Annotated in this window: 34 protein-coding genes and 1 tRNA gene; 21 read left to right on the forward strand and 14 right to left on the reverse strand. The window is 63.6% G+C overall.

Annotated features, from left to right (window positions below):
• Window positions 1-51: 51 nt before the first annotated feature.
• Both U5798_RS28980 and U5798_RS28985 read left to right on the forward strand, forming a co-directional pair.
• Window positions 52-438: an integration host factor subunit alpha gene (locus U5798_RS28980; protein ID WP_124454800.1), complete on the forward strand. Its 387-nt coding sequence runs from the start codon at window positions 52-54 to the stop codon at window positions 436-438.
• A 61-nt stretch (window positions 439-499) separates the two neighbouring features.
• Entirely contained in the window at window positions 500-913 is a 414-nt protein-coding gene (locus tag U5798_RS28985) for a MerR family transcriptional regulator (RefSeq protein ID WP_124454802.1), read from the forward strand.
• Window positions 914-996: 83 nt separating this feature from the next.
• Here U5798_RS28985 and U5798_RS28990 read toward each other — a convergent pair whose 3' ends face one another.
• Complete coding sequence (locus U5798_RS28990; RefSeq protein ID WP_322083949.1) at window positions 997-3,207, reverse strand: hypothetical protein; 2,211 nt, start codon at window positions 3,205-3,207, stop codon at window positions 997-999.
• 293 nt (window positions 3,208-3,500) lie between these two features.
• Window positions 3,501-4,379 carry a tyrosine-protein phosphatase gene (locus tag U5798_RS28995; RefSeq protein WP_322083950.1) on the reverse strand — a complete coding sequence of 293 codons (879 nt, stop codon included), beginning with the start codon at window positions 4,377-4,379 and terminating at the stop codon, window positions 3,501-3,503.
• 328 nt (window positions 4,380-4,707) lie between these two features.
• Here U5798_RS28995 and U5798_RS29000 point away from each other — a divergent pair, with 328 nt between their 5' ends.
• The gene (locus U5798_RS29000; protein ID WP_322083951.1) at window positions 4,708-5,421 is read left to right on the forward strand and encodes a class I SAM-dependent methyltransferase; all 714 of its coding nucleotides are present in this window, start codon (window positions 4,708-4,710) and stop codon (window positions 5,419-5,421) included.
• Between the two features lie 159 nt (window positions 5,422-5,580).
• A tRNA-Pro gene (locus U5798_RS29005) sits at window positions 5,581-5,657 on the forward strand.
• Between the two features lie 87 nt (window positions 5,658-5,744).
• Here U5798_RS29005 and U5798_RS29010 read toward each other — a convergent pair.
• The 7 genes from U5798_RS29010 to U5798_RS29040 all read right to left on the reverse strand — a co-directional run bounded on the left by U5798_RS29010 (window position 5,745) and on the right by U5798_RS29040 (window position 9,707).
• The gene (locus U5798_RS29010; protein WP_322083952.1) at window positions 5,745-6,746 is read right to left on the reverse strand and encodes a tyrosine-type recombinase/integrase; all 1,002 of its coding nucleotides are present in this window, start codon (window positions 6,744-6,746) and stop codon (window positions 5,745-5,747) included.
• Between the two features lie 131 nt (window positions 6,747-6,877).
• Window positions 6,878-7,120, reverse strand: a complete 243-nt coding sequence (locus U5798_RS29015; protein ID WP_322083953.1) for a DUF4224 domain-containing protein — start codon at window positions 7,118-7,120, stop codon at window positions 6,878-6,880.
• Entirely contained in the window at window positions 7,117-7,698 is a 582-nt protein-coding gene (locus U5798_RS29020) for a hypothetical protein (protein WP_322083954.1), read from the reverse strand. Before U5798_RS29020 ends, U5798_RS29015 begins: the two co-directional genes overlap by 4 nt.
• Window positions 7,695-7,892: a hypothetical protein gene (locus tag U5798_RS29025; RefSeq protein WP_322083955.1), complete on the reverse strand. Its 198-nt coding sequence runs from the start codon at window positions 7,890-7,892 to the stop codon at window positions 7,695-7,697. The genes U5798_RS29020 and U5798_RS29025 overlap by 4 nt, the downstream gene beginning before the upstream one ends.
• Window positions 7,889-8,917 carry a phage Gp37/Gp68 family protein gene (locus U5798_RS29030; RefSeq protein WP_322083956.1) on the reverse strand — a complete coding sequence of 343 codons (1,029 nt, stop codon included), beginning with the start codon at window positions 8,915-8,917 and terminating at the stop codon, window positions 7,889-7,891. Before U5798_RS29030 ends, U5798_RS29025 begins: the two co-directional genes overlap by 4 nt.
• Window positions 8,914-9,150, reverse strand: coding sequence for a hypothetical protein (locus tag U5798_RS29035; RefSeq protein WP_322083957.1), 237 nt, complete (start codon window positions 9,148-9,150; stop codon window positions 8,914-8,916). Before U5798_RS29035 ends, U5798_RS29030 begins: the two co-directional genes overlap by 4 nt.
• Window positions 9,147-9,707 (reverse strand): hypothetical protein, encoded by a 561-nt coding sequence (locus tag U5798_RS29040; RefSeq protein ID WP_322083958.1) that lies wholly within the window; start codon window positions 9,705-9,707, stop codon window positions 9,147-9,149. Before U5798_RS29040 ends, U5798_RS29035 begins: the two co-directional genes overlap by 4 nt.
• Window positions 9,708-9,802: 95 nt before the next feature.
• Between U5798_RS29040 and U5798_RS29045 the strand changes: the two genes are divergently transcribed.
• Window positions 9,803-10,021 carry a hypothetical protein gene (locus U5798_RS29045; RefSeq protein ID WP_322083959.1) on the forward strand — a complete coding sequence of 73 codons (219 nt, stop codon included), beginning with the start codon at window positions 9,803-9,805 and terminating at the stop codon, window positions 10,019-10,021.
• Between the two features lie 12 nt (window positions 10,022-10,033).
• On the opposite strand, the gene U5798_RS29050 is transcribed toward U5798_RS29045, so the two are convergent.
• Genes U5798_RS29050 through U5798_RS29065 form a run of 4 tightly spaced genes read right to left on the reverse strand, consistent with a single transcriptional unit; the run spans window position 10,034 to window position 12,042 of the window.
• Complete coding sequence (locus tag U5798_RS29050) at window positions 10,034-10,465, reverse strand: hypothetical protein (RefSeq protein ID WP_322083960.1); 432 nt, start codon at window positions 10,463-10,465, stop codon at window positions 10,034-10,036.
• Complete coding sequence (locus U5798_RS29055) at window positions 10,462-10,647, reverse strand: hypothetical protein (protein ID WP_322083961.1); 186 nt, start codon at window positions 10,645-10,647, stop codon at window positions 10,462-10,464. Before U5798_RS29055 ends, U5798_RS29050 begins: the two co-directional genes overlap by 4 nt.
• Window positions 10,648-10,655: 8 nt before the next feature.
• Window positions 10,656-11,666, reverse strand: a complete 1,011-nt coding sequence (locus U5798_RS29060; protein ID WP_322083962.1) for a DUF551 domain-containing protein — start codon at window positions 11,664-11,666, stop codon at window positions 10,656-10,658.
• The gene (locus U5798_RS29065; RefSeq protein WP_322083963.1) at window positions 11,659-12,042 is read right to left on the reverse strand and encodes a hypothetical protein; all 384 of its coding nucleotides are present in this window, start codon (window positions 12,040-12,042) and stop codon (window positions 11,659-11,661) included. The genes U5798_RS29060 and U5798_RS29065 overlap by 8 nt, the downstream gene beginning before the upstream one ends.
• Between U5798_RS29065 and U5798_RS29070 the strand changes: the two genes are divergently transcribed.
• From U5798_RS29070 to U5798_RS29110, 9 genes are all read left to right on the forward strand, one after another.
• Complete coding sequence (locus U5798_RS29070; RefSeq protein ID WP_322083964.1) at window positions 12,041-12,631, forward strand: LIC_12616 family protein; 591 nt, start codon at window positions 12,041-12,043, stop codon at window positions 12,629-12,631. The two genes, U5798_RS29065 and U5798_RS29070, sit on opposite strands and share 2 nt — an antisense overlap.
• A 9-nt stretch (window positions 12,632-12,640) precedes the next feature.
• Complete coding sequence (locus U5798_RS29075) at window positions 12,641-14,452, forward strand: DUF3383 family protein (RefSeq protein WP_322083965.1); 1,812 nt, start codon at window positions 12,641-12,643, stop codon at window positions 14,450-14,452.
• Window positions 14,453-14,467: 15 nt separating this feature from the next.
• On the forward strand, window positions 14,468-14,908 hold the full coding sequence (locus U5798_RS29080; protein ID WP_212136994.1) for a phage protein: 441 nt from the start codon (window positions 14,468-14,470) through the stop codon (window positions 14,906-14,908).
• Window positions 14,909-14,910: 2 nt separating this feature from the next.
• A complete protein-coding gene (locus U5798_RS29085) occupies window positions 14,911-15,363 on the forward strand; it encodes a phage tail assembly chaperone (protein WP_212136996.1) in 453 nt (150 codons plus the stop codon).
• Window positions 15,360-15,545, forward strand: coding sequence for a DUF6889 family protein (locus tag U5798_RS29090; RefSeq protein ID WP_322083966.1), 186 nt, complete (start codon window positions 15,360-15,362; stop codon window positions 15,543-15,545). The genes U5798_RS29085 and U5798_RS29090 overlap by 4 nt, the downstream gene beginning before the upstream one ends.
• Complete coding sequence (locus U5798_RS29095; protein WP_322083967.1) at window positions 15,538-17,352, forward strand: glycoside hydrolase family 73 protein; 1,815 nt, start codon at window positions 15,538-15,540, stop codon at window positions 17,350-17,352. The genes U5798_RS29090 and U5798_RS29095 overlap by 8 nt, the downstream gene beginning before the upstream one ends.
• Window positions 17,349-17,942 carry a phage baseplate protein gene (locus U5798_RS29100; RefSeq protein WP_322083968.1) on the forward strand — a complete coding sequence of 198 codons (594 nt, stop codon included), beginning with the start codon at window positions 17,349-17,351 and terminating at the stop codon, window positions 17,940-17,942. Before U5798_RS29095 ends, U5798_RS29100 begins: the two co-directional genes overlap by 4 nt.
• Before the next feature lie 491 nt (window positions 17,943-18,433).
• Window positions 18,434-18,748 carry a phage baseplate plug family protein gene (locus U5798_RS29105; RefSeq protein WP_194131367.1) on the forward strand — a complete coding sequence of 105 codons (315 nt, stop codon included), beginning with the start codon at window positions 18,434-18,436 and terminating at the stop codon, window positions 18,746-18,748.
• Window positions 18,748-19,713: a phage protein gene (locus U5798_RS29110; RefSeq protein ID WP_322083969.1), complete on the forward strand. Its 966-nt coding sequence runs from the start codon at window positions 18,748-18,750 to the stop codon at window positions 19,711-19,713. Before U5798_RS29105 ends, U5798_RS29110 begins: the two co-directional genes overlap by 1 nt.
• On the opposite strand, the gene U5798_RS29115 is transcribed toward U5798_RS29110, so the two are convergent.
• A complete protein-coding gene (locus tag U5798_RS29115) occupies window positions 19,710-20,123 on the reverse strand; it encodes a hypothetical protein (protein ID WP_322083970.1) in 414 nt (137 codons plus the stop codon). The genes U5798_RS29110 and U5798_RS29115 overlap by 4 nt on opposite strands.
• Before the next feature lie 11 nt (window positions 20,124-20,134).
• On the opposite strand from U5798_RS29115, the gene U5798_RS29120 reads away from it, so the two are divergent.
• The 7 genes from U5798_RS29120 to U5798_RS29150 all read left to right on the forward strand — a co-directional run bounded on the left by U5798_RS29120 (window position 20,135) and on the right by U5798_RS29150 (window position 25,710).
• Complete coding sequence (locus U5798_RS29120; protein ID WP_322083971.1) at window positions 20,135-20,875, forward strand: Gp138 family membrane-puncturing spike protein; 741 nt, start codon at window positions 20,135-20,137, stop codon at window positions 20,873-20,875.
• A gap of 139 nt (window positions 20,876-21,014) precedes the next feature.
• Window positions 21,015-21,527, forward strand: coding sequence for a Rha family transcriptional regulator (locus U5798_RS29125; RefSeq protein ID WP_322083972.1), 513 nt, complete (start codon window positions 21,015-21,017; stop codon window positions 21,525-21,527).
• A 38-nt stretch (window positions 21,528-21,565) separates the two neighbouring features.
• On the forward strand, window positions 21,566-21,916 hold the full coding sequence (locus U5798_RS29130) for a hypothetical protein (protein WP_322084011.1): 351 nt from the start codon (window positions 21,566-21,568) through the stop codon (window positions 21,914-21,916).
• Window positions 21,913-23,100: a baseplate J/gp47 family protein gene (locus U5798_RS29135; RefSeq protein ID WP_322083973.1), complete on the forward strand. Its 1,188-nt coding sequence runs from the start codon at window positions 21,913-21,915 to the stop codon at window positions 23,098-23,100. Before U5798_RS29130 ends, U5798_RS29135 begins: the two co-directional genes overlap by 4 nt.
• A gap of 4 nt (window positions 23,101-23,104) precedes the next feature.
• Window positions 23,105-23,821 carry a DUF2612 domain-containing protein gene (locus tag U5798_RS29140; protein ID WP_322068008.1) on the forward strand — a complete coding sequence of 239 codons (717 nt, stop codon included), beginning with the start codon at window positions 23,105-23,107 and terminating at the stop codon, window positions 23,819-23,821.
• A 33-nt stretch (window positions 23,822-23,854) separates the two neighbouring features.
• Complete coding sequence (locus U5798_RS29145; protein ID WP_322083974.1) at window positions 23,855-25,159, forward strand: hypothetical protein; 1,305 nt, start codon at window positions 23,855-23,857, stop codon at window positions 25,157-25,159.
• Window positions 25,160-25,173: 14 nt separating this feature from the next.
• Window positions 25,174-25,710: a DUF4376 domain-containing protein gene (locus tag U5798_RS29150; RefSeq protein WP_322083975.1), complete on the forward strand. Its 537-nt coding sequence runs from the start codon at window positions 25,174-25,176 to the stop codon at window positions 25,708-25,710.
• The last annotated feature ends 7 nt before the right edge of the window (window positions 25,711-25,717 follow it).

Consider the following 25,717-nt stretch of genomic DNA (forward strand, 5'->3'; position numbering starts at 1 on the left):
GGGCGGCTTTTTCCCATCGTAAGTTTTGATTTAACGCGCTGTATGGCAGATATGAACGACATGACCTCGAGTGAATTCGAAGCCCTCCTGACGGCGCAACGCAGCGCCATGAACCGCGACGCTTCGGCGGCGGCGTCCCCCGAGACGCCCACGCTGACGAAGGCGGAGCTGGCGGAGTTGCTGTTCGACAGCGTCGGGCTGAACAAGCGTGAAGCGAAGGACATGGTCGAGGCGTTTTTCGAGGTGATCCGCGACGCGCTCGAAAACGGCGAGAGCGTCAAGCTGTCGGGATTCGGCAATTTCCAGTTGCGCGACAAGCCGCAGCGTCCGGGCCGCAATCCGAAGACGGGCGAGGCGATTCCGATCGCGGCGCGCCGGGTGGTAACCTTCCACGCGAGCCAGAAGCTGAAGGCGCTGGTCGAAAACGGCACCGAGTAAGCGCCGCACGCAGCAGTCTCCGCGCGGCCGCCGCGCACCCTTTACCGACGGTTAACCGACGATGACCACTACGGTTGAGAAAGTCGTCTTGCCTCCGATTCCCGCGAAGCGCTACTTCACGATCGGTGAAGTCAGCGAACTGTGCGGGGTCAAGCCGCATGTGCTGCGTTATTGGGAACAGGAATTCACTCAGCTGCGTCCGGTGAAGCGGCGCGGCAATCGTCGCTATTACCAGCATCACGAAGTGCTGCTGATCCGGCGGATTCGCGAGTTGCTCTACGAGCAGGGATTCACGATCAACGGTGCGCGAAACCGGCTCGATTCGCCGGGTAGCGAGCGGGCCGCGGCGGAGCCGGTCGAACCCGAGCTGCAGGCCGCCGATGCGCGCGTACCGGGCAAGCCCGGCACCACCGTCGACGTCGTCGCGCTGCGACAGGCTCTGCTCGACGTGATCGACGGACTGAAGCACGACTAAGCGCCCAGCGCGAACGAGATCAAAGGAAAAGCCCGGTTGGCGACACGCCACCGGGCTTTTTTCACGGGCGCCGCACATGCGCATCAGCGCGACGCGAGCGGATTCTTCCGGCCCATGTCGACGACCAGCGTGCCGTCCGGCAACATCCGCACCGAACCCTGCGCGACCTGGCTGCGGTAGCCGTACAGGTCGAAGCGCATCGGGCCGGCCTCGGCCGAATTGCGGATCAGTGCGCGCACGTTCAGTTCGAGCACGTTGAACATCTTCATGTCGCCGCCTTCCATCCACATGTAGCTCGGTGCGTCGATCTGCGGCCGCTTCGGTGCGGGCGCGCCGGCGGCGCGCCGGAACGTGAGGCGCAACCCGTCGCGCTCGACCGTGGCCTGCCCGAGCTTGCCGTTCAGTATCGGCGGCGGGAACACGGTGTACTGGTCGAGCACGAGCGTGTCGCCGCGCAGTTCCGCGCCGCGCCGCTGCAGCGGCGTCAGCGACGCGAGCTCGATGCCGAGCGAGCGCAGGAGCTTCGCCTGCGGAATGCCGAGCACCGACACCTGCGCAGGCTTGAACGCGAGGTGCCGGTCGTCGAGCACCGTCAGCGAGCCCTTCATGTCGGTCGGCAGCCAGACGCCCGGCACGTGATTCCAGAGCTTGATGCCGCCCTGGACGCGCAGGTCCTGGCCGTCCGCGCTCAGTTGCAGGTCGTTCAGCGATCGCGGCGAGTAGTCGAGCAGGTAGCTGTTGAACAGCGCCGACATCGCCTTCCACGACTCGACGACCGTGCCGCCGAGAATGCGGATGTCGTACTGGTTCGGATCGTCGAGATCGACGGGTTCGCCGGGCCGCTTCGACACGAGTTCGACGTCGAGATCCTCGACATGGAAGCCGATGTCGCCGGACAGGTTGAAGTCGACGTTACGCAGATGGATCGTCGGATTGCGGTTCGACACGTGCCGTTCATTGAACGTCGTGGTCGACGTGCGCCGCATCGCGACCTTCTGCATGCCGGGATGCACCGCGTCTGCCGCGAGCGCATAGGCTTCCCAGTGCTGGCGCACGTCGCGCAGCGCAGTCTGCTGCGCGGCGAGGAAGCTGTCGTTCAGGCGCGCGGTCGCGTTGCCGAGCAGTGCGCCGCTGGCGGGGCCCGTGTACGAAGGCATCCGGATCGCCATCGCACCGCTTTCGTCGAAATTGAAGTAGCCGGCCGACACCTGGTCGCGATAGTGATACAGGTCGAACACGAACGTCTGGTCGCGCTTCGTCGGATCGACCGGACCGATCAGGATGTCCGCGTTCATCGGCATCGAGCGCATGAACTTCACGTCGCCGCCGCGGATGTACATCGCCTGCTGCGGCGCGTTCGCGGGCATCGCGAAGCCGGCATGCGTGCCGTCGTCGAGCTTCAGGTCGAGGCCGGCCGGCGTCACGCGCAGTGCGGTGATCGTGAGTTTCAGGCGCGGCGGCGGCATCAGCTTGTCGACCGCCATCACGAGATCGTCGCCGGCGAGCTGCGCGATCGGGGTCTGCACCTTCAGCAGGTCGGCCATCTTCACGTTGGCCGCGCGCATCACCGGCTGTGCGTTGATGCCCGACACGCGCACGCCGGTCGGGTGGAATACGAGCTGGCTGCCGTCGCGGATCGCGAGCGTGCCGGTCAGCGAGAACGGCACCCAGCCGTCGCGCTGCATCTCGCCTTGCAGATGGATCACGCCGTCGCCGGCCGAGACGGCCAGCTTGCGCAGCGGTGCGTTGCGATAACCGAAGATATAGGTGTTGAAGAGGGCGGTCAGCTTCGCGTTGTCGAGCGTGACCGTGCCTTCGTGGACGTCGATCTGGAAGCTCGTCGGATCGTCGAACACGATCGGCGCGCCGGCCTGCGTCGGCACGAGCGTGGCCGACAGCTGATGGATGAAGAAACCGAGGTTGTTGACGATGCGGAAATCGACATCGCGCAGGAACGTCATCGCGCCGTTCTGGCCCGAGTCGCGCAGCGTGAACGGGCGTGGCTGCGTGAGGCTGAGCGACGCGACCGACGGCACGGTGCGCGCGACCTGCTGCTCGCGCGCGAGGCGTTCGGCCTTGGTGCGTTCGATCTTCGTCGATGCGACCGGCGTATTGCCGTCGCGCTGCGCGGCCGATTCCGCACAGCCGGCGCAGAGCAGCGCGAGCGCAAGCGCGCCGCAGCCGAACACGCGGGACGCGGTGTGCGACATCGGGGCGGCCGCGCGTCGCCGGCCGGACATCCAGTTGAAAATTGCCAAAGGCGAGCGATGGCCGCGCCGGACCGCATTCCGCATCGTCTGTCTCCATGTCTTGTCGTGATCGACGGCGGCGCGCGCCACTGCACGGCGCGAACGTCGATGCCGTGCAGTGTGTCATAGCGCGCTAGAGCGGCGTTACCAAACAACGGGCGCCCGGGGCCGCGGCGCCGACGGGCTGCGGGACAATGGATTCGCGGTGATCGGGCGATTGGATCAAACGGTCGTTTGGTTTTTGCCTCGTGTCGGCCGGCGCCTTTTGCGGGGCCGGGCAAATCCGTCGCGAGCCTTGGCCGGCGCGGGTTTGCCCGGATGGGCGAGGCGGCGGCCGGTCAGACCAGCAGGCGCTGCCGGATCGCGTTCTGCGTGGCCGGGTCGAGTTGCAGGCCGTTCTCGATATACGACGTCATCGACCCGTACGACGCCGTGACCTGATCGAATGCCGCCTGCAGATAGTCGGCGTGCGCGCCTTGCAGCGCGGTCATCATGTCCGCGGCATTCTGGCCGCCGGCTTTTTGGGCCTGGGCGATGGAGGCGGCGATTTCTGCCGCGCTGTAGACATTGGTCAGCAGGTAGTCGTCGACGATCGTGTGCTGCGGGACGCCGATGATCGTGTGCAGGATGGCGGTTGCCCAGCCGGTGCGATCCTTGCCGGCCGTACAGTGGAACACCCGGTTTTCATCCGTGCCGGCGAAACCGGTGAACAGCGCGTGATAGCTCGCACGTGCGGTGTCCGACGTCACGAACGCGCGGTACATGCTCAGCATGAAAGCGGTCGCTGTCGCGCCGCTGGTCGGCAATGGGTCGATGCTGGCGGCGCCGAGCACGTTGAGGTTTTGCCAGGTGGCGCCGGCGAGCATCACATCCGGTTGCGTCTTGATTTCGGCGGGCGTGCGCAGGTCGTAGATCTGCTTGATGCCGAGCGTGCCGACGGTCGCGACGTCGGCGCTGGACAGCGCGAGCGCCGACGACCGATAGATCACGCCTTTCTTCATCTTCGCGCCGCCGGTCGTGACATAGCCGGTGCCGTCCGGGCCGGCCGTGTCGCGAAAGTTCGCTGCGGAGGCCAGCCGCGGCGTCGTGACCGGCGCGACCGAGATCGAGTCGCCGCCGCATGCCGACAGCAGCGACGCGCTCCCCAGCGCGACGCCTATGGTGCCGGCGCTGAGCCGGAGAAATTGTCGACGGGAGATTTCGTTGTTCTGATGCATTCAATGCCCTTTGTCGAAGACGGTTACAAGACGTCGCGACCGCCGCGTGACCGAAGCCGCCTCCTGTCTCGCGCAACGCGGCAAAGCCGGGCGGGCCGGATCGATCGGCGTGCAGTCGGACGGTTCGCCGGGCGTGTCGATCTCGCGCCGGCTAACCGCACGGTAGCGATTTACGGTGAATCGGCCATCGTCCTTTTCGATTAGGGGCGTATGTGGGGAGGGCGGCGCGGGCCGTGCATCAACGGATACGATCGGTGTTGACGGCGAGGTAAGATCGGTGTCAGTGGCTGGTTCGATCACAACACGGTAGCCATCACGGGGAAGCGCCATGGATCTCAAGGAAGTCGACGTACTGGGTGCGGCGGTAGGCGATCACTGGTACTACGCGTCGAAGGCGAGCGCGATCCGGCGGTTCCTGGGCGGGGCGGGCGCGAACCGGATCCTCGACGTCGGGGCGGGCTCCGGCTTTTTCTCGAAGCACTTGCTGGAGCGCACGCAGGCATCGGAAGCATGGTGTGTCGATACGAGCTACGCCGGCGACACCGACGAGGAGACGGCCGGCAAGCCCATCCACTTTCGACGATCCGTCGAACGGTTCGATGCCGATCTCGTGTTGCTGATGGACGTGCTCGAGCATGTCGACGACGACGTCGGGCTGCTGACGCAGTACGTGAAGGGCGCGCCTTCGGGCAGCCGGTTCCTGATCACGGTGCCCGCATTCCAGTTCCTCTGGAGCGGCCATGACGATTTTCTCGAGCACAAGCGTCGCTATACGCTCGGCAGTCTCGAGGATGTGGTGCGTCGCGCGGGGCTCGATGTCGAGCACGGCGCCTATTACTTCGGTCTCACGTTTCCGCTGGCGGCCGCGTTGCGGCTCGGCGAGCGGGCGCGTCGGCAGCCGCGCGAGCCGGCATCGCAACTGCGCCGTCACCATCCGCTCGTCAACGGCCTGCTCAAGACGATCTGTCGCATCGAGTTGCCGATGTTCCGCTTCAATCGCGTCGCAGGATTGACGGTCATCTGTGTCGCGCGCAAGCGGTGAATGCGATGTAACGATCAGGCGGTTGGCGCGCAGGGCGTACCGCCATGCGCACTCGCACATGCATCGGTGCGGCCACGCCAAAAAATTTCACAAGAACATCCACAAAATGCATGCGACCCGTTCTAAATCGGGAAACTGTCTGTTATAATTTTTTTCTTTCGGGGCGTAGCGCAGCCTGGTAGCGTACCTGCATGGGGTGCAGGTGGTCGGAGGTTCAAATCCTCTCGCCCCGACCAAATTAAGCCCGCGTAATCAATAGGTTACGCGGGCTTTCTCTTTTCTACCTCGGCGTGTCGGAGAGCGCATTTGGAAGACTTCCAATATCAGGCGGCCGGCAGCGCTAGCCTGACCGTCGAAACCGGCACGTCGCGCGACTTCAGATAGATCTCGGTCGTGGCCCGATCAGCGTGCGCGCCGGCGATCTGCAACGCCTCGATGTCGTAGCCGGCGCGCTTCGCGTCGGTCATTGCCTTGGCCCGAATATCCTTGATCGTGTAGGGCATCTTCGCAAGGCCGGCCCGGCGCTTCGCATCGCGCCAGGCGTCCCGGCAGGCTGCGTCGGTCTTCGGCTCGCCGTTCTCGTCGCGCACCACATACCGTTGGCCAAACGTCGGCGCGAGCGCCTTCGCACGCATGAGCACGGCCTGAATCTCGGGCGTGATCGGCCAGTCGACCGTTTCTCCGCTGCTGTCCTCGGTCTTCGACGGCACAAAATGGATGACGCCCGCTTTCTCGTCCACCCAGCTGCAGCCGAACGGGTCGGCCTGATCTTGTTTCCAGAGCAGTTCGCGGATCTCGGTCGAGCGCTGGATCGTCAGGTAGCAGAGGTCGACGAACACCTGCATCATCGGGCCAGTTGGCACCTTCGCCGTGATCGTGCGCTTCACGCCTTTGATCTGCTTCTCGTAGGTGTAAACCCCTAACGCCTCGCGTATCGCCATGAAGTGATCGCTTGGGATCAGCACGGTGCGCTTCTTCGGCTTCTTCACCTCGATCTCCCGGCATGGGTTCGACGTGGCGTACCGTTTCACTGTCGCCCAGGCGAAAAACTTGGACAGCCACGCATGCATCGCCTGAAACGTCGGCAGCTTGTCGCCCCAGTTGTCGTGCAGGAAGTCGTAGATCGCGCCGGCGTCGACCTGCTGGATATCGAAGCGACCGAATGCGGTTTTGACTTCCTTACCGCGCCGGCGCCATTCAACGCGGAACGACTCGGCATACTTCGATTCGTGCGTGTCCATATAGATGTCGACCAGGCGCGGCATGTTGCCGGCGTTGGGATCGATTTCGATCTTGCGCTTCTCTTCGGCGAGACGCTCGAGCATCTGTGTCTCGCCATCTTCAACGCGACAGAGCTTGATCCACTGTTCGTCGGTAGGGCGTACCCACCAGAACGTGCCGGACCGGACGTACACCCGGCGCGGCCACGGCACATCCTTCTTTCTACGCCTTGCGTTCAAGCTGCCCTCCGAAGCGGAACGAGCTGCGGGCGCTCGCCACCGCCTGACGCAGGCAATCCGATTCCGGCGCGCTTGGCCTGCAGCCCTTCAAAGGCCGACCACGTGATGATGATCCGGCCGTCGGCGCTCTGCACGGGAGTCAACCCAAAGTGCAGCTTAAACCAGGAAACTTGTGAGCTGTGACGCTTCTTCCCCGTCACGTCGATCAGGTCCTGTTCGCTCATCAGTCGAATGTTCATAATTCGATCCTTCCAAATTCGACGACCCATACCCATAGGTTCGAGTCCCAACCATGCCCGCGCGCGGCATTGAGGCTGTCCCAGAGATTGCGGAAACCATCGCGCGGCGTGCCGACGACGAACTCCATACCGGGCGGGAAAATTCCCTCGGCCAGCGCATCGGCATCGTTGATCGCCTGTAGGCGCTCGATGCGCACGCCGGTTACCTCCAGAGTGATGCGAGACGCCCAGCGAGGCATGAACATGGACGGTCGATATTTGCCGACGCATTCAGCGGCCGGCGCGCGGCCATCAGCCTCGTACCAGACTCGGTGCGGTTGCAGGTCGCGCGGCGGCATGTCATCGCATCGACCATCGTCGCCGGTCGTTCGCCATGCTTCTCGCACCCAGAGATGATCTCCTGCATATCCGTACGGACTGAACCCGTTGGAAGGCAACGCGACGTAGGCAGGTGTGAAGCTCGCTGAATTGAGCCAGTCGAGCGCTTGGCCGCGCACGACGCGTCGCGTCTGTCGCTTGTAGTATCCGATGACGGCTCGGACCATCGGAGCGCTGAATGGAATCTGACGTTCAATCATAGGTCGAGCTCCTTCGTCTCGGCGAACGTTGTAGTCGCGAGGCGCACCATTGCCCCGATGTTGGACGACAACTTCCATGACGGATATGTGGTCGCGAGCTGCTCCTGCAGCTTCTTCCACTCGCCGAGCGTCATCGTCATGGTGAGCGTCATCGGGATGTCGTCGGGGCGCACAATCTTGAATTCTGATTTCATCGTGCCTCCGGGAATGCGTCGTGCGTGCGGCCGTCGAGGTGACGGCCGGCGGTCTTCTTGCCGATGCGGTAAAGGGTCGGCTCGTCGTCATAGGTCAGGCCGTCATGCGCGCCGGGCGTAAGCGTGCTGAACGACCATTCGCCCCCGAACCAATCAGCGACGCGCTCGGTACGCGTCGGCGGGCCACCACAGTTTTCGCCCGGCGCCCATTCCCCCCATTGCTTGAACAGGAACGGGACACCGGCAGCCGCGCACTGGTCACGCAGATCGCGCGCCCATTCAGGGTGCATAGGCCGCGCGCCAGGGCCGCTTTCGCCTCCGACGATCACCCAGTTGACTGCGTTCTCTGGCGATATATGGCCGCCACATTTGTGCGCGCGGAAGCCGCGCAGCACGTCGTCGCAGTAGGACCAATCGGTATTGGGTGAAGACCGCATGACGCGCGTCAGATCCACCGGCCCGAGAAGCGGCTCCATGGATAGAAAGCGCACGCGCGCCGGCACCGCGAGCAGCTTCGGTATGTCACGGTCGGCTTCCTCCTGGTTGACGATCGTCGCGCCGAGCCAGATGTTGTCGTGCAATCGCGGTTTCTCGATGCGATCGAGATCGAATTGGTATTGAGCGGCTTCTCCGACCATCGACATGACGTTTCCGATCCGCTTCGTCAGCAGGAGCCAGTCAAGGTTCGGCGTGCGCTCAATCAGCGTGAACAGGTCCGCGCGCCACGCCGGATCGACAGCGTTGTCGAACACGTCCGCGAGCGACGCGCAGAACACGCGCTGGCGCCGGCCGTGCGCGGCGAAGAACTCGGCGTGCGCGGCTTGCCATGCGAGCGGCTTGAGCCAGTTCGCCGGCGACGTGCGGCGGCGCGGCGCACCGGGCCCCCAGTTCACGGCGGCGCCGCCGCCGAATCGCGCGTTACGCGTCTCGGCGTAGCAGTGATCGCAGCCCGGGCCGACCTTCTGGCAGCCTTCCCACGGGTTGAAGGTGTGGTCGCACCACTCGATTTTGCTGTTCTCGCTCATAGGTCGATGTCCACGTATTTAGTGACGAAGCGCGCGTCCTCGCTGTAGTGGCGGCGATAGACGATGCGGATGCCGCCGCCAAGGTCGAGCGGCCGCCCGCGTCCGTTGTCGTCGTTCAACTCGGCCTGGTGATCGCTGCAGACCGAGCGCAGCGTGACGGCGAGCTCGACAGGATCGTCGAGCAGCCGCTGCAGAAAGTCGTGGTTGATCTCGATGATGGTTCGCGTGCTCATGCGGCAAGCTCCTCATCGTCCACGTCCATGGATTGCTGGACGATCCGGCCGCGCTCGCCGACAGGGATCATCACGAGTCCAGCCGCGGTGAGGAACGGATTGCGCTTCATGGCGCTGCGTGCCGCGCGAGCCGCGACAGTTTTGATAGCGGCCGGACAGGGCACGTCGGGCGCGTTGCCGACAGCCCAAACAGCGCGCCACTGCGCTCGACCGACTGGCGGAATCCAGTCGACGATATGCACTTCGGTGCGGTGAATTGTCAGCAGCTCACTGATGCGCTGCTGCGACACGCCGCAGCGCTTCACCAGCTCGCGAACCGATAGCTGCTCACGCTCGAGAATGGCGCGCATTCTGTCCCACGCCGGCGTCGCGCGCGACTTGTAGTCGCGCTTCGCGCGCTTGACTTTGAGCACCCGGGCGGCGAAGGTCTGGACTGACTTACGCGAATGACGGGGAAACGCTGCGTACAGAGCCTTGGACGGGATGGGGGACGGATACAGGCGTTCGAGCAGGCGCGCCTCGCCAGTCGTCCACAGGTTGGGTGTCGACGTCGACATGCTTCGATTTCTCCGGATTTTTTAGATGGTCGAGCCGCGACGGTCGATCGCTCGCGCGGACTCAAGTTTGAGACGTGGCTGCCGATAACGCGGGGATGAAAACGACGATCACCAAGGCGGAAGCCCACGCAGTACTTGAAGCAGCCACCACACTCGTTGAGGCCATTGCAGCGGCCAACGGGGTTGCGGTGGACACCCCGGAGGGGCAAGTGATTTACGACAAGGTGGTTTTCGGTGCGCTCAGCCAGTGCATGCCGAATGCCACGATCGAGCAGCTATTCGAGCTACTTGAAAAACCTGACGTCGGCCATTGACATGGTCGTTGTCTAGCTCTTCGGTCCGACTGACTGGTCGACATTACGCCCGGGCAGGCCGAGCGCTTTCCAATGCGTGTAGGGCGGTTGCTCGCGCGGCAGCCGGCTGCCGGCCAGCGCGACGGAATGCGCCCATTCGTAGTGATCGTTCCACTTCACCCAACCGCCTTCCTCGATGTAGTCGAAGTCGTATCGCTCGGGGTTCTTCTCGTCTTCGCTGTCGAGCCAAAACACGACGACGAGAACATTGTCCGGCGCGCTGGAGATCGGTTGCCACTGGTCGGTGCCTGGAGCGATCAGGCGAGCGGCTTGGACGTCGCGCTCCAATTTCTGCACCTCCTCATACAATCGATCCGCGAGAGGATCGTGCCATCCGCTCATGGCCTGCAACCTTTTCATGTGTGCACGAAGCTCTTCGGGGGTTTGGTCGCGGACGTAGGTCATGATGCCTCTCCTGCCACGATGCATGCAGTGCAAACGCCTCGCCATTCGCCGGTCGCGTCGTGCACGTCGCCCGTGCCGTCGCAGTACTCGCAGCGCGTCGTCAGCTCGGGATACAGCTTCTCGCGCAGGTGATCAGGCAGGTCGGCCGCGCGGATCGCGAACACTTCGACGTCGGTCAGCATGCGGCGCCTCATGCGCGGGCAGCGAAGTGATTGACGAGCGCGGTTGCTGCTTCGAGCGCTTCGACGGGGAGGGTGATCCCGTGCGCGTCACAGGCGGTGACAATGTCGGCATCCGTTACCTCGGCGCGCGGCTCCGGCTGCCCGTTCCACGTGTCGGCTTTCCCGCGCGTTTCGATCGCTGCGACGCCGTTTGTCGGTACGTCGGCCGGGCGCCAGATCGTCCCGCACGTGTGGCAGAGGTGGGATCGATGCGGAGGGTTGTCCCACGCATCGAATTCCACTGCACCGTGTTCGTGTTCGACGGCCGGCTCTGCATGGTCGATGTGCTGCACACCGCACTTCGGGCAGAACAGCTGCATGTCGAGCGGCTTCGACTGGCCCGGATGGGTGGCGGCAACACAAGCGCGTGCAAAATCGTAAATGCTCGTCGCATAGATGCCGCCGGCAGCGTTCCGATGACCGTCGTTTGCGATCATGTCGATCTGCTCGTCCGTCAGCCCCTCCCGAGCGTCTGCCGCCGCGGGGGCGCGACAAGTGACAACTCCGGGGCTCGGCGGCACCAGCATCCAGTGGGTGGGTGTCCACGAGCCACCGAAAACACACCATTGGCCTCGGTCGTTGAGCGCTCCGACCTTGATTCGCCAGTCGCCAGGGCCGAAGAACTCGATGGCAACGAGAACGTCGCGTCCCAATGGCGGCAATCGATCAGAGACCCGCACCCATCCGTCCGCCGCCGTCTCGCCGGCATAGGTGGCACCGGCTTCTAGCAAATACTGCGCGCGATCGATGTTGCGCTCGCACTGGCCGCACGCACTCCAGTGATCAGGTTTCTCCGGAGTTTGCTTCGCGACGTCGTTGACGAACAAGGCCAGCTCGGCAACGGATGCTGTGAGGACGTCGCGAACTGCCGCAACGAAGCTCGATTCTGCTTTGACGTTGTGCCCCGGCTTGAAATGCTTGTAGCCGATTTCGAGAATTTGCTCGTCCGTCAGTGTGACGACGCGGATTGTGTCAGACATGGTCACTCCCTTCGGTTGCGAGACGGGCGCGTGCCTGGTCATACTCTGGCGCACCCGGTCCGTAGCCCTTGATCTTTTGCACACTCCAGCAGCTGATATCCGCATGCTGGTCCACCCATCGCCTGATCGAATCGATAAGCGGCTGTTTCCGCACGCTGTCGAATGGGCCGACCGTATCGGCGACATCACCGACCTGTTCATAGGCTTGTTCTTCGATTCGCTCGATCACCTCGTCGGCGATCCCGTCACAATCTATCGAGACCGGTTCGTTCTCGCCGACGTAGACGACGCGGTCGGCATCACTCTCGCGCAGAGCGTCCGCGATCGCATCGACTGCGCGACGTGCGACCTGAAACCGCTCTCCGGATGAACCCATGAACGACAGCTCGACCGGCGGATACCTGGCGCCAGCCGTCGATATGCCGCCGGACGAGGACGACGCCTTAGACGACCTGGTGCACGACCTGATCGCGGGTGTCACGGCGCTCCCTCCTGACCTCGTGCGGCCGCGCTGGCAGCCGGTCGTCGCGAAGCAGCCCGAGCCAGGCATCAACTGGTGCGCGTTCGGGATCCAGACCCAGACGCCGGACGCGAGCCCCGCGATTGTGCACAACGGCGCGAACGAGGGCAGCGACACCTACATCCGCCACCAGGATCTTGAAGTGCTCTGCACATTCTACGGGCCGGCGGCCAAGGGCTACGCGCAGCGCCTCGCCGACGGCCTGGCGCTCCCGCAGAACCGCGAGCAGCTCCAGCTGCTCGACATGGCGTTCGTGAACGTTTCCGAGATTCGCGCGGCGCCGGACCTGGTCAATCAGCAATGGGTGCGGCGGTACGACATGACCGTGAAGCTGCGCCGTAAGGTCACGCGCACGTACGCGGTCCTGAACCTGAAGTCCGTGCAGGCGTCGACGACGACAGACGCGTCGCCGCCGGTCACATCCACCATAAACGTCAACTTGTAGGGGATCAGCATGTCCAACGGACTGCCGGTATCGCGGCGCATCAACGTGACGCTCAGCCTCGCGGCGCTCGCGGCGCAGGGCGCGAACCTGAACACCGCGCTCATTCTGGGCGCATCAACGGTGATCGACACGAACGAGCGGATGCGCCCGTATGCTGGGATCACCGACGTGGCGGCAGACTACGGCACCGCGGCGCCGGAGTACTCCGCTGCCGCGCTGTACTTCGGCCAGACGCCGAAGCCGCAGAGTGTATGCATCGGCCGCTGGGCGAAGACGGCGACGTCGGGCTTGCTGCGCGGCGGCGTGCTCTCGGCGGCGCAGCAGGCGCTCGCGCAATGGCAGGCAATCACGAACGGCGCGTTCAACATCACGATCGACGGCACCGCGCGCAACGTGTCCGCGCTGAACTTCTCGGCCGCGTCGAACCTGAACGGCGTGGCATCGATCGTGCAGGCGGCGCTCGCGTCGTATGCGACGGTCGTGTGGACCGGTAGCCAGTTCCAGGTGACGAGCAAGTCGAGCGGGATCGGCGCGGTCGCGAGCGGCACGATCACGCTGACCGCGAACCCGGCCGCGAATGATACGGTCACCATCAACGGCACCGCCGTGACTTTCGTCGCGGCCGCGCCGACCGGTAGCCAGGTGCTGATCGGCGCCAGCGCGGCGGCCACGGCGGCCAACCTGCAGGCGTTCCTCGCCGCTTCGACGGACGCCAACCTGTCGCAATGCAGCTACGCGACGACCGGTGCCATCACGACCGTCACCGCGATCGCAGTGGGCAATGCTGGCAACGCGATCACGCTCGCGAAATCGAGCGCCGCGATCACGCTGTCTGGCGCCACGCTCGCCGGCGGCGTCGCGGCGTCGACGGTCAGCTATGCGACCGCGCCCGGCGCCGGCACCGACGTTTCCGCGATGCTCGGCCTGACGAGCGCACTCGCGTCGGCACCGGTGAACGGGATATCGGCCGAGCAGCCGACGGCCGCGGTCGCGATCTTCCTCGACCGCTTCGCGAACCAGTTCCTCGGTCTCGAAATTGCTGACGCGGCGGTGACCGACGATCAGCATGTCGCGGTTGCGGCGATGATCGAGGCCGATCAGGCGCATATCTACGGGATCACGACCCAGAACCCGCAGGCGCTGGACTCGACCGTGACCACCGATCTCGCGAGCCGCCTGAAGGCGCTCAACTACCAGTACTCGGTGATCCAGTACTCGAGCGCGAGCCCGTACGCGATCAGCTCATTCCTCGGCCGCCTGCTGACCGTCGATTTCAACGGCAACAGCACGACGATCACGATGGACTACAAGCAGGAGCCGGGCATCGTCGCCGAGGCGCTGTCGACGTCGCAGGCCAACGCGCTGCAGGCGAAGAACTGCAACGTGTTCGCCGCATACCAGAACAACACCGCGATCGTGCAGTACGGCGTCACGCCGAGCGGCATCTTCGTCGACTCGATCTACAACGCGATCTGGTTCAAGAACGCGGTCCAGACGGCGGTCTACAACCTGCAATACCAGAGCCCGACGAAGATCCCGCAAACGGACGCGGGCAACGCGCTGATCGCCGGCGCGATTTCCTCGGTGTGCGATCAGGCTGTGACGAACGGTTACCTCGCGCCCGGCGTGTGGAACTCGGCCGGCTTCGGCGCAATCGTGCAGGGGCAGACGCTGTCGAAGGGCTACTACGTCTATGCACCGCCGATCTCGTCGCAATCGCAGGCGGACCGCGAGGCGCGCAAGTCCGTTTCGTTCCAGGTCGCGGCGAAAGAGGCGGGAGCGATCGGCGACGTCGACATCGCACTCACCGTCAACCGGTAAAAGGGGAATACGAACATGGCGACTTACAGCTTTCAGGACGTCACGGCGACGATCGTCGGGCCGACGGGATCATTCTCTCTCGGGTATGGCGAAGCGACCGCCGAGGAGGGCATCACGATCGCTCGCGCTGGCGACAAGAACACCATGACGATCGGCTCGGACGGCGAGGGCATGCATAGCTTGCACGCCGACAAGTCCGGGCAGGTCACGCTGCGCTATCTGAAGACGGCGCCGATCAACGCGAAGCTGATGGCGATGTACGACGCGCAGTCGCTGTCGAGCGCGCTCTGGGGCAAGAACCTGATCGAGGTCGGGCAGTCGGCCGCAGGAGATCTCCACACTGCGCGTAGCTGCGCATTCAAGAAGGTGCCGGACATCAAGTACGCGAAGGACGGTGACATCCTTGAATGGGTCTTCGACTCTATCAAGATCGACGGCATCCTTGGGACGTATTGAATATGGCAACTGAAAAGGAAGTTGGCGGTCAGCGGTACCAGCTCGGCAAGATGAGCGCCATGCAGCAGTTCCATGTGAGCCGCCGCATCGCAACCGTGTTGCCTCCGCTGATCCGGTCGTACCTTGACATGCAGTCGTCCGACGTGCCGCTCACGAAGAACCTGAAACTGCTCGCGTCGTCGATCGAGCCGGTGATGGATGCGCTGTCGCGGATGAAAGACGACGACGCGGAATACGTCGTCGGCGCGTGCATGCGCGTCGTCGAGCGACATCACGGCGCTGTCTGGGCCCGCGTCTGGTCGCCGACGCAAGACGTCTGCATGTTCGACGACATCGACATGGGCACGATGCTGACGCTCACCGGCTACGTGATCATGGAGAACCTCGGGCCTTTTATTCAAGGGCTGCTTACCGGTCTGGCGAGCAGCCCGAGCGAGGCGACACCAGCTGGGTGAAGACGCTGCCCGGCGGCGAGGACTGGCTGCTCGCGCCCGTGCATGCACAGATGTGCCGGTTCGAGTCGCTGAAGGACGGAACTCTCGACCTGGCTGACGTCGCGCTGATGAACGATTACCTCTCCGTCCGGGCGGATAACGAGGCGGCCGCGCGCCGCAGACAGGAACAGAAGCATGGCTGAATCGTCCGTCATTCGCGAGTTTCTGGTCGGACTGGGCTTCAAGATCGACGTCGATCAGGAGAAGAAATTCCGGGACGGCGTCGAGGGGGCGACGAAGAAGACCGAGGAACTCGACAAGGCGCAGGTCAAGGCCGGCAAGTCGGCCGTCACGATGGCGGCCGCTTTCGTTGGTGCGACGGCCTTCGTGGCGGCGCGCACGGTCGATTTCGCCCAGAAGCTGGAGAACCTGCACTTCGCAGCCCGCCGGACAAATTCCGCAGCGAGCAGCCTGAAGGCGGTCGCCAACGCTGCGCAGGACGTTGGCGTGTCCGCCGACCAGGCGCAGAGCAGCATCGAGAATGTCGCGCGATTCATGCGCAACAATCCGTCCGGCGAGAGCTACATCGGCTCGCTTGGCGTGCAGACACGCGACGCGAATGGGCAACTGCGCGACACCGTCGACATCGTCAACGACATCGGCAAGGCGATGGCGAAGAAGCCGGCGTGGTTAGGTGCCCAGTACGCGCAGCAGCTCGGCATCGACGAGAACTACATGCTGGGTATGCGTGATGGGGTGTACCAACAGTCGTATGACCGGGCGAAGGGCGACTACGTAAAAAGCGGCGTCGATACGGCGAACAATGGCGGCCACAGCCTGATGAGCGCGCTGCGCCACATGCAGAGCGGCTTGGAAGGGACGTTCGGTACAGTCGGCACCTTCGGTATCGAGACTGGCGCCGCGCTCGGCGGTGGCCTGCTCACGTACATGGGCGCGCAAAAGGCCGTGCAAGCGGCAGTCGGCAGAGCGCTTGGCGTGGGTGTCGAGAAGGCCGCGACGACGGCAGCGGCTGCCGCTGCTGAGACAGCTGCAACGGCGGCCGCAGGGGCCGGGGCGACGGGCGCGGGTGCTGCTGCCGCAGGCGCCGCTGCCGCGGGGCGCGCTGGTTTGCTTTCCCGCTTGTTGCCGTGGGGTGGTCGCCTCCTCGGACGGGCCGGTGCACTCGGATTGCTGTTCCACAGCGAGGGCCTGAACCAGGGCGAGGACGAAGAGCTGAAGCGGCGGCAGGCGCTCGGGCCGACGATTGATGCGCCGACGCCAGACGCAAAGCCAGCAGCCGCAGCAGCTCCGTCGGCCGCGCCAGCATCCCCTGCGCCGGCGCAACGTGCATCACCACCGGTAGCCGCCGGGCAGCCGGCCGCTGCGAGTGCACCGCCGAACAACGTCGCGCAGCGTATTGCCGATGCGATCGCCGCATCGAAGGAGTCGGAGGCTCGATCGGGCATTCCTGCGCTCGTCACGTTCGCGCAATGGGTGCAGGAAAGTGGCTGGGGCAAAAAGATGTCGGGGAAGAACAACCCCTTCGGCATCAAGGCACGAAAGGGTGAGGCCGGCACCGATGTTGTCACCCACGAGGTGATCAACGGGAAGCGCGTTCGGATGGTCCAACGCTTCGCAGACTACGACTCGATGGCCGACGCGTTCACCGCGCATGCAAACTTGCTCGCGAAGGGAAAGCCATATTCGAAGGCGCGCACGCATCTCGATGATCCGTTCGCTTTCGCCGACGCGCTGACCGGTGTGTATGCGACCGATCCGAAGTACGGAAGCAAGCTGAAGAAGATCATGGGTGACATGCTGCAGGGTTCGCAGTGGACGCCGCTTTCGCCCGGCGATCGCGATCGCCAGACGCACATCGAGGTAAAGCAGGATGTAAGGATCGAGGTGCGCGGAACTGCCGACCCTGATGCGACGGCCCGGTCAGTCGCGCGCGAGCAGCAGAACGTGGCGAACGAGACGATCCGATATGCGGGAGGGCTGGGAGGATGACGAGCATCTCTGACGTCCTCGATGTCACGCTGGTCGGCAGCAAGAAGATCGGCAGCATCACGATCTCGGCCATCGTCGAGGAGGTGTACAGCGACAACCTCATGATCACCGAGCAGCCGGTCGAGGACGGCGCCCCGATCAACGACCATGCGTACATGCGGCCGCGTGAGCTCATCATCAAATGCGGCTGGAGCAACGCCGACTACTCGGCGCTGCTCGGCGCGGCGGTCGTCTCGTTCGATCCGACGGGCGCGAACACGATGGCGACCGGCACGTACGTCGACGCGATCTACAGCCAGCTGTTGAAGCTGCAGGCGAGCCGCGAACGGTTTGACGTCGTCACGACGCGCCGGAAGTACTCGAACATGCTGATTCAGGGGCTGTCGACCGTCACCGATCGGAAGTCGAGTGCTGCGCTGATGGTCACGGCGACGCTGAAGCAGGTGACCATCGTGAGAACACAGGCGACGAAGCTGCCGCCGCGCGACAACCAGGTGAATCCCGCGGCCACGGCCGAGACACAGAACACGGGTGCAAAGTCAGCGGTGCCGGCGACGCCCGCGCCGGGCGGCTCGGTGTCTCCGTCATAATTTGGGTGATATTCTTCCCGCCATTGACATTTTGGCGGGTAAGGATTGTGAAAAATAAATCCCTGATTTTGGTGACTGCGATGGTTTTTGCGTCGCATCATGCTATCGCTGCCACGGCCGCAGACTGCAGCGAGGCTGCGTCGCATAAAGCCGAACAGCAGGGTGTTCAGTATTACTTGCCCGATACCCAGTCATCGGGCGAACTGCATCGCCCAATGATGAGTGTTATTGGGACCGGTCGCCTTCAGTTTTATTCAGCACCGAATCCATCGTGCAAGATACCTGGTGTATTCATCATCCCCGGCGATTCTGTCACGGCTTACTCCGAATATAGGGAGTTTGCATCCGTGATGTATGTGACGCGGTCAGGGGATACCGTTGAGGGATGGGTTTTTTCCAACCGGCTTAAACCCTTGAAATAATTTGCGCCACTTTGAACTTCTGGTGTGCGCGCATAGAAGCCCTGCAATGCAGGGCTTTCTCATTTTGCCATGCCGAACTTCTACGAAATCCCGCTGACCCCTGACCCACAGCGATTCACGATCACGCTGAGTGGCGTCGACTACCAGCTTACGGTGCAGTACCGCGAGGCCGGCAGCACTGGCTGGATCCTCGACGTCGCGGATGCGAGCGGCAATCCGCTGGTCAACGGCATCCCGCTGGTGACCGGCGTCGACTTGCTGGGCCAGTTCGGATATCTCGGCTTTGGTGGCCGTTTATGGGTGCAGGGGGCGGCGAGCCCTGACGATGTCCCGACATTCGACGATCTGGGCGTCGGATCGCACGTTTTCTGGGTGACAGACTGATGGCTGAACAGTTCGGACGGAAATTTTCGCTCATCATCGGTCAGGACGCGGGCGATGCGCTCGACTTCTCGGACCTGCGAGTCAAGTTCGATATCAAGCGCGGCGACCGGGAAACTCCGAATTCTGCGCTCGTCCAGATCTACAACCTGTCCGACAACACGTCGAAGCGCGTTGAGAAGGAATTCACGCGCATGGTGATCCAGGCCGGCTACCCGGGCAACTTTTCGATCATCTTCGACGGGCAGATCAAACAGGTATGGCGCGGACGGGACAATCCGACCGATACGTTCCTGAACGTGCTCGCGGCGGACGGCGACTCGGCCTACTGCTTCGCGAAGGTGATTCAGACGCTCGCCGCTGGCTCGACATATCAGGATCAGGTCAACGCCGCGCTGCAGGCGATGGCACCATACGGCGTCACGGCGGGTTATATCGCGCCGCTTCCGAGCAATCCATTGCCGCGCGGGAAGCCGATCTTCAACCTGGCGCGGGACGTGCTTCGCAGCATCGCGCGTGCAACGCAGACGGTCTGGAGCATCCAGGACGGCAAGGTGATCATGATCCCGGAAACGTCGTACGCGCCGTACGACATCCCCGAGATCAACTCGAAGACCGGCATGGTGGGCTGGCCGGTGCAGATGATCAACGGCATCAGCTTCCAGACGCTGCTGAACCCGAGCCTGAAGATCGGCGGCCTGGTGCACCTCAACAACGCCAGTATTCAGCAGTATCAGTACAGCTTGAATATCAACCAGCAAGCCGATCAAGGCCGGGCACAACTTGAGAACAAAATCGATTCAGACGGTTTCTATTATCTGATGTCGGTAAACCATCGCGGTGATACACGCGGGAACGAGTGGCATAGCGAGGCGCTGTGCCTTGCCACGGATGCTACGTCGGTGGCCAGATCTATTACAGATAATTTGGTTGTTCAGCCTGAGAATGCGATCAAGAGGTTTGGTTAATCCGAGCGGTGCTGTGATTTTTTGATGTTGCTGAAATATTCATCGAAGCTCATCGCTCTCCCCTTGAGATGACCAGTCCCGTTCTTGTCGAGGGTTGCCGAGTAAAACTCGGTTAATGCCGCCGTGCTCTTGTGTCCGTACGGCCCGATGATCAATACCTCTGCGTTGCTCGCATCGAGCGTTTTACCCCAGCAACCGATATCTGGGTTTTCTGTATTGAATATCGCCGCCTTGTGCATGTAAGGCGCGTCTGCGATCGGAAGTTTGCAAGGCTTGTTTTTGAATAGAACGTAGATGTATCGATCTGCAGACACGTCTTCCGTTGCCGGTGACCCTTTAAACATTACGTAGGCATCTTGTGCCGATGCAACACCGGACACCAGCATCGCCAGCAAAACAAGTTTCTTCATTGTGATTCCCCATGGATAGACGCGAACGAACCGACGACGAGTTGGAGGCGTTGAAGCATGCCATCGGTGCAAGATTAACCGAAGTCTGGACGGCGCTTCCTGGAACGGTGGAATCGTTCGACCCCGTCGCGATGACGGTATCCGTGCAGCCGGGCACGAAAGACTCGATCCGAAACGAGGACGGCACCATCAGCACGTCGCCATTCCCGCTGCTGACCGACTGCCCCGTTGTATGGCAGGGTGGCGGCGGCGTGACGGCGACGTTCCCGATCGCCGCCGGCGACGAATGCCTGGTGGTGTTCGCCTCACGCTGCATCGACGCGTGGTGGCAGTCTGGTGGCGTGCAGGAGCAGGCCGAATCGCGTGCGCATTCGCTCGCTGACGGGTTCTCGCTGGTCGGCGTGCGCTCGCGCCCGCGCGCTCTCCCGGGCATCAGCGCGACGTCCGCTCAGCTCCGCAGCGACGACGGCGCGACTTACATCGACCTCAACCCGACGCTGCAGAAAGTGAAGATTGTCGCGCCGGGCGGCTTCGACGTGGTTGCGCCGCTCTCGACGTTCTCGGCGGCCGTGACGATCACGGGCTTGCTGACCTTTGTCGGCGGCATGGTCGGCAGCGCGCTGAGCGGCGCCGCCGCGGTGTTCAGCGGCGTCCTCAACGTGATTGGCCAGATTTCCGCGAACGGCAAGCGCGTCGACGACACGCACACTCACCCCGACGCACAGGGCGGCAACACCGGCCCGGTCAACTGATCACCCGAAACCCTCAACCGAACCCCGCCTCGAGCGGGGTTTTTTGTTTCAAGACTGCGGATAGGCCGGCCAGCCGAAAGCGCGCGTCCTGGGCGCGTTTCCGCAGTCCCTTACTTCCAGGGATCTGCAGGAAGTTCCAGTGAAAGATTTTCCGTTTCCCCTGGTGGTGCCGGTCGACGGCGAGGCGCGCGCCTCGTCCGAGATCATCGCGCGAGGCGTCGGCCTGCAGCACAAGAACGTGCTCGAGTTGGTCCGGCGCTATCGCTCGGATTTCGAGCAGCTCGGCCCACTCGCATTTGAAACGCGGAAGGGCCGCGCGCTCCCGCAGGGCGGCCGCGCCAAGGCTACCGAGTACGCCATGCTGAACGAGCACCAGGCAACTCTGCTGATCACGTTCATGCGGAATTCGCCGAAGGTGATCGCCTTCAAGATAGCGCTGGTGAAGGAGTTCTTCCGGATGCGCGACGAGCTCGGCCGCCGCGAGCAGACGCTCTGGCAGCAGATGCAGGCGCTGATCGCGCGCGAGGTCGAATCGAAGGTGCGCGCCTCGTTTGGCTCGCACCTGATGCTGGCGCGAAAACGGGAGTTGCCCGGGCTCGACGCGGAGCGCGAGCTTCTCGAAAACCAGATGCAGCCGTCGCTGCTCAATTGACCCGGCCCCGAGCCGGGTTTTTCGTTTCTGAGGCCCCGATGAGATACCGACGATTGGATGAAAACGACGATTTCGTCTTCGGCGGGTCCGCGAACGACTTCCTCGTAAACACGCCGGACGCGGTCGCGCAGGCCGTGTTGACACGCTTGCGCCTTCTGAAAGGCGAGTGGTTCTTGGATACGACGGCCGGCATGGACTGGCCGGCCGTGATCGGAAAGAACACGCAGGGCACGGCCGACGCGGCGATTCGCGCGTGCATCCTCGGTACGACCGGCGTCACCGAAATCACCGCGTACGCGAGCTCGCGCGATAGCGACACCCGGAAGCTGACCGTCACCGCGACGATCACGACCATCTACGGAACCACCACTGTTCAGGCGACCCTGTGACGACGACCCTCACCACTGTCGCGGCGACCATCGACGCGAACGGCATCACCGCGCCGACGTACGCGGACGTCTACGCGTACTTCCAGGCGAAGTATCAGGCGATCTACGGGACGGACGTCTACATCGATCCGGACAGCCAGGATGGCCAGCTGCTCGCCGTGTTCGCGCAGGCCATCGCCGACTGCAACTCGGTATCGATCGGGATCTACAACTCGTTCAGCCCGTCGAAGGCGGTCGGCGCGGCGCTGTCGAGCAACGTGAAGATCAACGGGATTCAGCGCGAGGCGCCGTCGTATTCGAGCGCTGATCTGACGCTGGTCGGGCAGGCCGGCACGACGATCACGAACGGGATCGCGAAGGACGGAAACGACAACCAGTGGGCGCTCCCGTCTACCGTGACGATTCCGCCGGCCGGCCAGATCACCGTTACGGCGACCTGCACGACGATCGGCGCGATCGCCGCGCTCGCGGGCACGATCAACCAGATCGGCACGCCGACGCGCGGCTGGCAGACCGTCACAAACGCGTCGGATGCCTCTCCCGGCGCGCCGGTTGAGTTGGACCCGGCGCTGCGCAAACGCCAGACCGTTTCTACGGCGCTGCCGTCGCAGACGGTGCTGGATGGCATTGTCGGCGCGGTCGCCAACATCTCGGGCGTCACGCGGTACCGCGCCTACGAAAACGACACCGAGGTTACGGATGCGAACGGCATCCCCGCGAAGCGCATTGCGCTGGTCGTGGAAGGCGGCGACGCGAACGCGATCGCCAATGCGATCTCGGTGAAGAAGACGCCTGGCAGCGGCACCTACGGCACGACCAACGTCGTCACGTTCAACCGCTACGGCATGCCGGTGCCGATCAACTTCTTCCGTCCCACCGATGCGCCGATCTCAGCCGTCGTCACGATCCGCGTGCTGACGGGCTACACGACGTCGACCGGAACGGCACTTCAGGCAGCGATCGCCGCGTACGTGAATGGCGTGGACATCGGCGGCGGCGCGGCCGCCGCGGTCGAGTGGGACGACTGTATCGCTGCGGCGAAGTCGATCCCGGGCTCGGCCACGTTCAAGATCATCAGCCTGGTGCTGACGGGGCCGCGCGGCGCCGGCGCGCCGGATGTCGCGCTGCTGTTCAACGAATCAGCCTCGTGCACGGCTGATCAGGTGCAAATCGCAACGGGGTGACCGCATGGCAGATCTCGACGATTACACCGCGCTGATCACGTCCGAGCACAGCGACAAGCCGCTGTTCGTCGCCATGACAGGGATGCTTGCCGCGCCGCTGGTCGATCTGATGAACGTGCTCGAGGGCATGCCCGCGCAGTTCGACCTGGACGACGCGGTCGGCGATCAGCTCGACATCGTGGGCGAGTGGATTGGGCTCAGCAGGCAGGTGAGCACGCCGCTGACCGGCATCTACTTCGCGTTCGACCTGGACGGTCTGGGCTTCGATCAAGGCGTCTGGAAGGGCCCGTTCGATCCGGATACAGGTCTTGTCTCGCTGGACAATGACACGTACCGCATGACGCTGCGAGCGAAGATCGCGGCGAACCACTGGGACGGCACGCCGGGCGGCGCGGCCGACATCCTTGACATGCTGGCGCCGGCCGGGTCGCTCGTGTTCCTCGAGGATCACTGCGACATGTCGATCACGATCGGCGTCGCAGGAAAGCAGCCGTCCGCGCTGTATCTCGCGCTGCTGAAAAACGGGTTGCTGTCGCTCAAGTCGGAGGCGATCCGCGTCAACTACGCGGTGACCTCGGTCGACGGCGCGCCGATCTTCGGCTTCGATATGACCAACGAATACGTGGCTGGCTTCGACGCCGGTGCATGGTCCGGCGACCAGCTCGTCTCGGCCAGCGAACTCGACTACACCTTTGCCCTCGATGGCTCGACGCTCGCATAGGGCGTCGCGGCCTATCTTCCCTCCGGAGTTTCCGTGACCATTCAAAACGACTTCCTGCCGTTCGCGGTAGGCGCGGGCGCGAACGTGCTCACGCAGTCTGCCTATGCTGCTCTGGCCGCCGTCGAAAGCGGTTATCAGGCAGGCACGGCGCAGTCCGCAGCCTGCAACAAGACCTGGCGCCAGAGCAGCATCATGACGGCCGTGATCGCGCAGTTCATCGTCGCGCAAACGGGGCAGGCTGCCGTCGACGACGGCACAACCGGCACGCTGCTCGCGAATTTCACCGCGGCTGTCAGCGCTGCCTCGCGTAACTCCGTCGTGCTCGCCGACACCGGCGCCGCGAACGCATACGCGGCGGCGAACGCCGCACCGTTCACGGCCCTCCCGACTGCGACTGGCATCGCTCAAACCTTCAGAGTCGCGCACTCGAACACCGGTGCGTCGACGTATGCTCCAGACGGACTCCCAGCCGCACCGATTTTCGGCGCGGGCGGCCTGGCGCTGCAAGGCGGCGAGTTGGTCGCTGGCGGCGTCGCGACTTTGATGTCCTACGTTGGCCCGCTGATCAACGGCGGCTCGCTGTGCTGGGTATTGGTGAAAAGCGTGGGTGGCGCATTGCAAGTTGCGCCGGCGGCGAAGACCTATCACGCAGCGCAGCTCGGCCAGGTCCAACAGTCGCAGATCTGCCGGACCGTGCAGAGGGCGGTCAATTACGCGGTGCAAGTTGCCGACGCTGGGACGATGTTTTACGCCGGCGCAGCGCTCACATATCAACTGCCGAGCGCAGCACTGACAGCCGGCATGGTGTTCGGCTTCATGAATCAGGCCGGCTTCGTGCCGACGGTGCAGACTTCAGTCGCCGGACAACTGATCCAGGGCGAGAACCTCTCCGGTGCGACCTCCATTGCGCTGAGCAAGCAAGGTGCGTTGCTCATCGTCATGTCCGACGGTGCGAACTACATCCTGCAATCCGCGTCGCCGGCGATCTGGTCGCCCAAAGTCGCGCCGGTCTACAACAGCACGTCGATCAATTCGCCGGCTGCCAGCACGACCTACACAACCACGGTCAGCTTTACGGCACCGTGTCCGGGAAGCGTCGCGGCAATGGGCTCGTTGAACGCATCTGGAACTTCGGCGTCTGTGTTGAACGCCTCCCTGACGATCAATGGCTCGAGCGTCTCCAGCGATTCCACGCTCTCTTCGCAGACGCATATGGGCGTTGCGCCGATCCTTGCCGGGCAGACCGTAACAGTGACCATGCAAGTGACGACGCAGTCGACCGCCCCTGGCATCGCGCTCGGTATGCACGTACAGGCGATTTTTTCTCCGAATCCCTGATAGAGGGCTGATTCATGAACTTCGAATACTACGTTTTCGCGGATGCCTCGGGTCGGATTACCGGATCGGGGGCGACCCGGGACGGCACGATTCCGGAAGGCGCAATCGGGTGCACGCAGGATCAGGCGACCAACCCGTCCGCCTATGCGGTCTCCGCTGGCAGCGTCGTTGCGTTGAGTGGTGCGCAACTGCTCGCCCAGGCGCAGGAGGCTCAGCTCGCCGTCATCTCTGCGTCCTACGCCGCTGCGATCCTGCAGCCCGTTTCGTTCAAAAGCGCCGGCGGCGTCACCGAGACATTCCAGGCAGACCCGGGCAGCCAGACGGTGCTGATGCAGACCACGCAGGGCTATTCGATCGCCGGCGGCGTTCCCGAAGGGTTCTATTGGGTGGCCGCGGACAATACGCATGTCCCGTTCACCCTCGCGGATCTCGAAGGGCTGTATCAGGCGATGCTGGCGCGCGGCTGGGCTGCGTTCCAGCGCAAGCAAACCCTGAAGGATCAAATCAACGCCGCGACAACTGTCGACGCTGTTCAGGCAATCACCTGGTGATCGATCC

Source organism: Burkholderia sp. BCC1972, from assembly GCF_905339605.1.
In the GTDB taxonomy this organism is placed as follows: domain Bacteria; phylum Pseudomonadota; class Gammaproteobacteria; order Burkholderiales; family Burkholderiaceae; genus Burkholderia.

Excerpts from the sequence above, each read along its gene's own strand:
- U5798_RS28980 (WP_124454800.1), top strand. The coding sequence starts at position 52 with ATGAACGACATGACCTCGAGTGAATTCGAAGCCCTCCTGACGGCGCAA.
- U5798_RS28985 (WP_124454802.1), top strand. The coding sequence starts at position 500 with ATGACCACTACGGTTGAGAAAGTCGTCTTGCCTCCGATTCCCGCGAAG.
- U5798_RS28990 (WP_322083949.1), bottom strand. The coding sequence starts at position 3,207 with ATGCGGAATGCGGTCCGGCGCGGCCATCGCTCGCCTTTGGCAATTTTC.
- U5798_RS28995 (WP_322083950.1), bottom strand. The coding sequence starts at position 4,379 with ATGCATCAGAACAACGAAATCTCCCGTCGACAATTTCTCCGGCTCAGC.
- U5798_RS29000 (WP_322083951.1), top strand. The coding sequence starts at position 4,708 with ATGGATCTCAAGGAAGTCGACGTACTGGGTGCGGCGGTAGGCGATCAC.
- U5798_RS29010 (WP_322083952.1), bottom strand. The coding sequence starts at position 6,746 with ATGCTCGAGCGTCTCGCCGAAGAGAAGCGCAAGATCGAAATCGATCCC.
- U5798_RS29015 (WP_322083953.1), bottom strand. The coding sequence starts at position 7,120 with ATGAACATTCGACTGATGAGCGAACAGGACCTGATCGACGTGACGGGG.
- U5798_RS29020 (WP_322083954.1), bottom strand. The coding sequence starts at position 7,698 with ATGATTGAACGTCAGATTCCATTCAGCGCTCCGATGGTCCGAGCCGTC.
- U5798_RS29025 (WP_322083955.1), bottom strand. The coding sequence starts at position 7,892 with ATGAAATCAGAATTCAAGATTGTGCGCCCCGACGACATCCCGATGACG.
- U5798_RS29030 (WP_322083956.1), bottom strand. The coding sequence starts at position 8,917 with ATGAGCGAGAACAGCAAAATCGAGTGGTGCGACCACACCTTCAACCCG.
- U5798_RS29035 (WP_322083957.1), bottom strand. The coding sequence starts at position 9,150 with ATGAGCACGCGAACCATCATCGAGATCAACCACGACTTTCTGCAGCGG.
- U5798_RS29040 (WP_322083958.1), bottom strand. The coding sequence starts at position 9,707 with ATGTCGACGTCGACACCCAACCTGTGGACGACTGGCGAGGCGCGCCTG.
- U5798_RS29045 (WP_322083959.1), top strand. The coding sequence starts at position 9,803 with ATGAAAACGACGATCACCAAGGCGGAAGCCCACGCAGTACTTGAAGCA.
- U5798_RS29050 (WP_322083960.1), bottom strand. The coding sequence starts at position 10,465 with ATGACCTACGTCCGCGACCAAACCCCCGAAGAGCTTCGTGCACACATG.
- U5798_RS29055 (WP_322083961.1), bottom strand. The coding sequence starts at position 10,647 with ATGCTGACCGACGTCGAAGTGTTCGCGATCCGCGCGGCCGACCTGCCT.
- U5798_RS29060 (WP_322083962.1), bottom strand. The coding sequence starts at position 11,666 with ATGTCTGACACAATCCGCGTCGTCACACTGACGGACGAGCAAATTCTC.
- U5798_RS29070 (WP_322083964.1), top strand. The coding sequence starts at position 12,041 with ATGAACGACAGCTCGACCGGCGGATACCTGGCGCCAGCCGTCGATATG.
- U5798_RS29065 (WP_322083963.1), bottom strand. The coding sequence starts at position 12,042 with ATGGGTTCATCCGGAGAGCGGTTTCAGGTCGCACGTCGCGCAGTCGAT.
- U5798_RS29075 (WP_322083965.1), top strand. The coding sequence starts at position 12,641 with ATGTCCAACGGACTGCCGGTATCGCGGCGCATCAACGTGACGCTCAGC.
- U5798_RS29080 (WP_212136994.1), top strand. The coding sequence starts at position 14,468 with ATGGCGACTTACAGCTTTCAGGACGTCACGGCGACGATCGTCGGGCCG.
- U5798_RS29085 (WP_212136996.1), top strand. The coding sequence starts at position 14,911 with ATGGCAACTGAAAAGGAAGTTGGCGGTCAGCGGTACCAGCTCGGCAAG.
- U5798_RS29095 (WP_322083967.1), top strand. The coding sequence starts at position 15,538 with ATGGCTGAATCGTCCGTCATTCGCGAGTTTCTGGTCGGACTGGGCTTC.
- U5798_RS29100 (WP_322083968.1), top strand. The coding sequence starts at position 17,349 with ATGACGAGCATCTCTGACGTCCTCGATGTCACGCTGGTCGGCAGCAAG.
- U5798_RS29105 (WP_194131367.1), top strand. The coding sequence starts at position 18,434 with ATGCCGAACTTCTACGAAATCCCGCTGACCCCTGACCCACAGCGATTC.
- U5798_RS29110 (WP_322083969.1), top strand. The coding sequence starts at position 18,748 with ATGGCTGAACAGTTCGGACGGAAATTTTCGCTCATCATCGGTCAGGAC.
- U5798_RS29115 (WP_322083970.1), bottom strand. The coding sequence starts at position 20,123 with ATGAAGAAACTTGTTTTGCTGGCGATGCTGGTGTCCGGTGTTGCATCG.
- U5798_RS29120 (WP_322083971.1), top strand. The coding sequence starts at position 20,135 with ATGGATAGACGCGAACGAACCGACGACGAGTTGGAGGCGTTGAAGCAT.
- U5798_RS29130 (WP_322084011.1), top strand. The coding sequence starts at position 21,566 with ATGAGATACCGACGATTGGATGAAAACGACGATTTCGTCTTCGGCGGG.
- U5798_RS29140 (WP_322068008.1), top strand. The coding sequence starts at position 23,105 with ATGGCAGATCTCGACGATTACACCGCGCTGATCACGTCCGAGCACAGC.
- U5798_RS29150 (WP_322083975.1), top strand. The coding sequence starts at position 25,174 with ATGAACTTCGAATACTACGTTTTCGCGGATGCCTCGGGTCGGATTACC.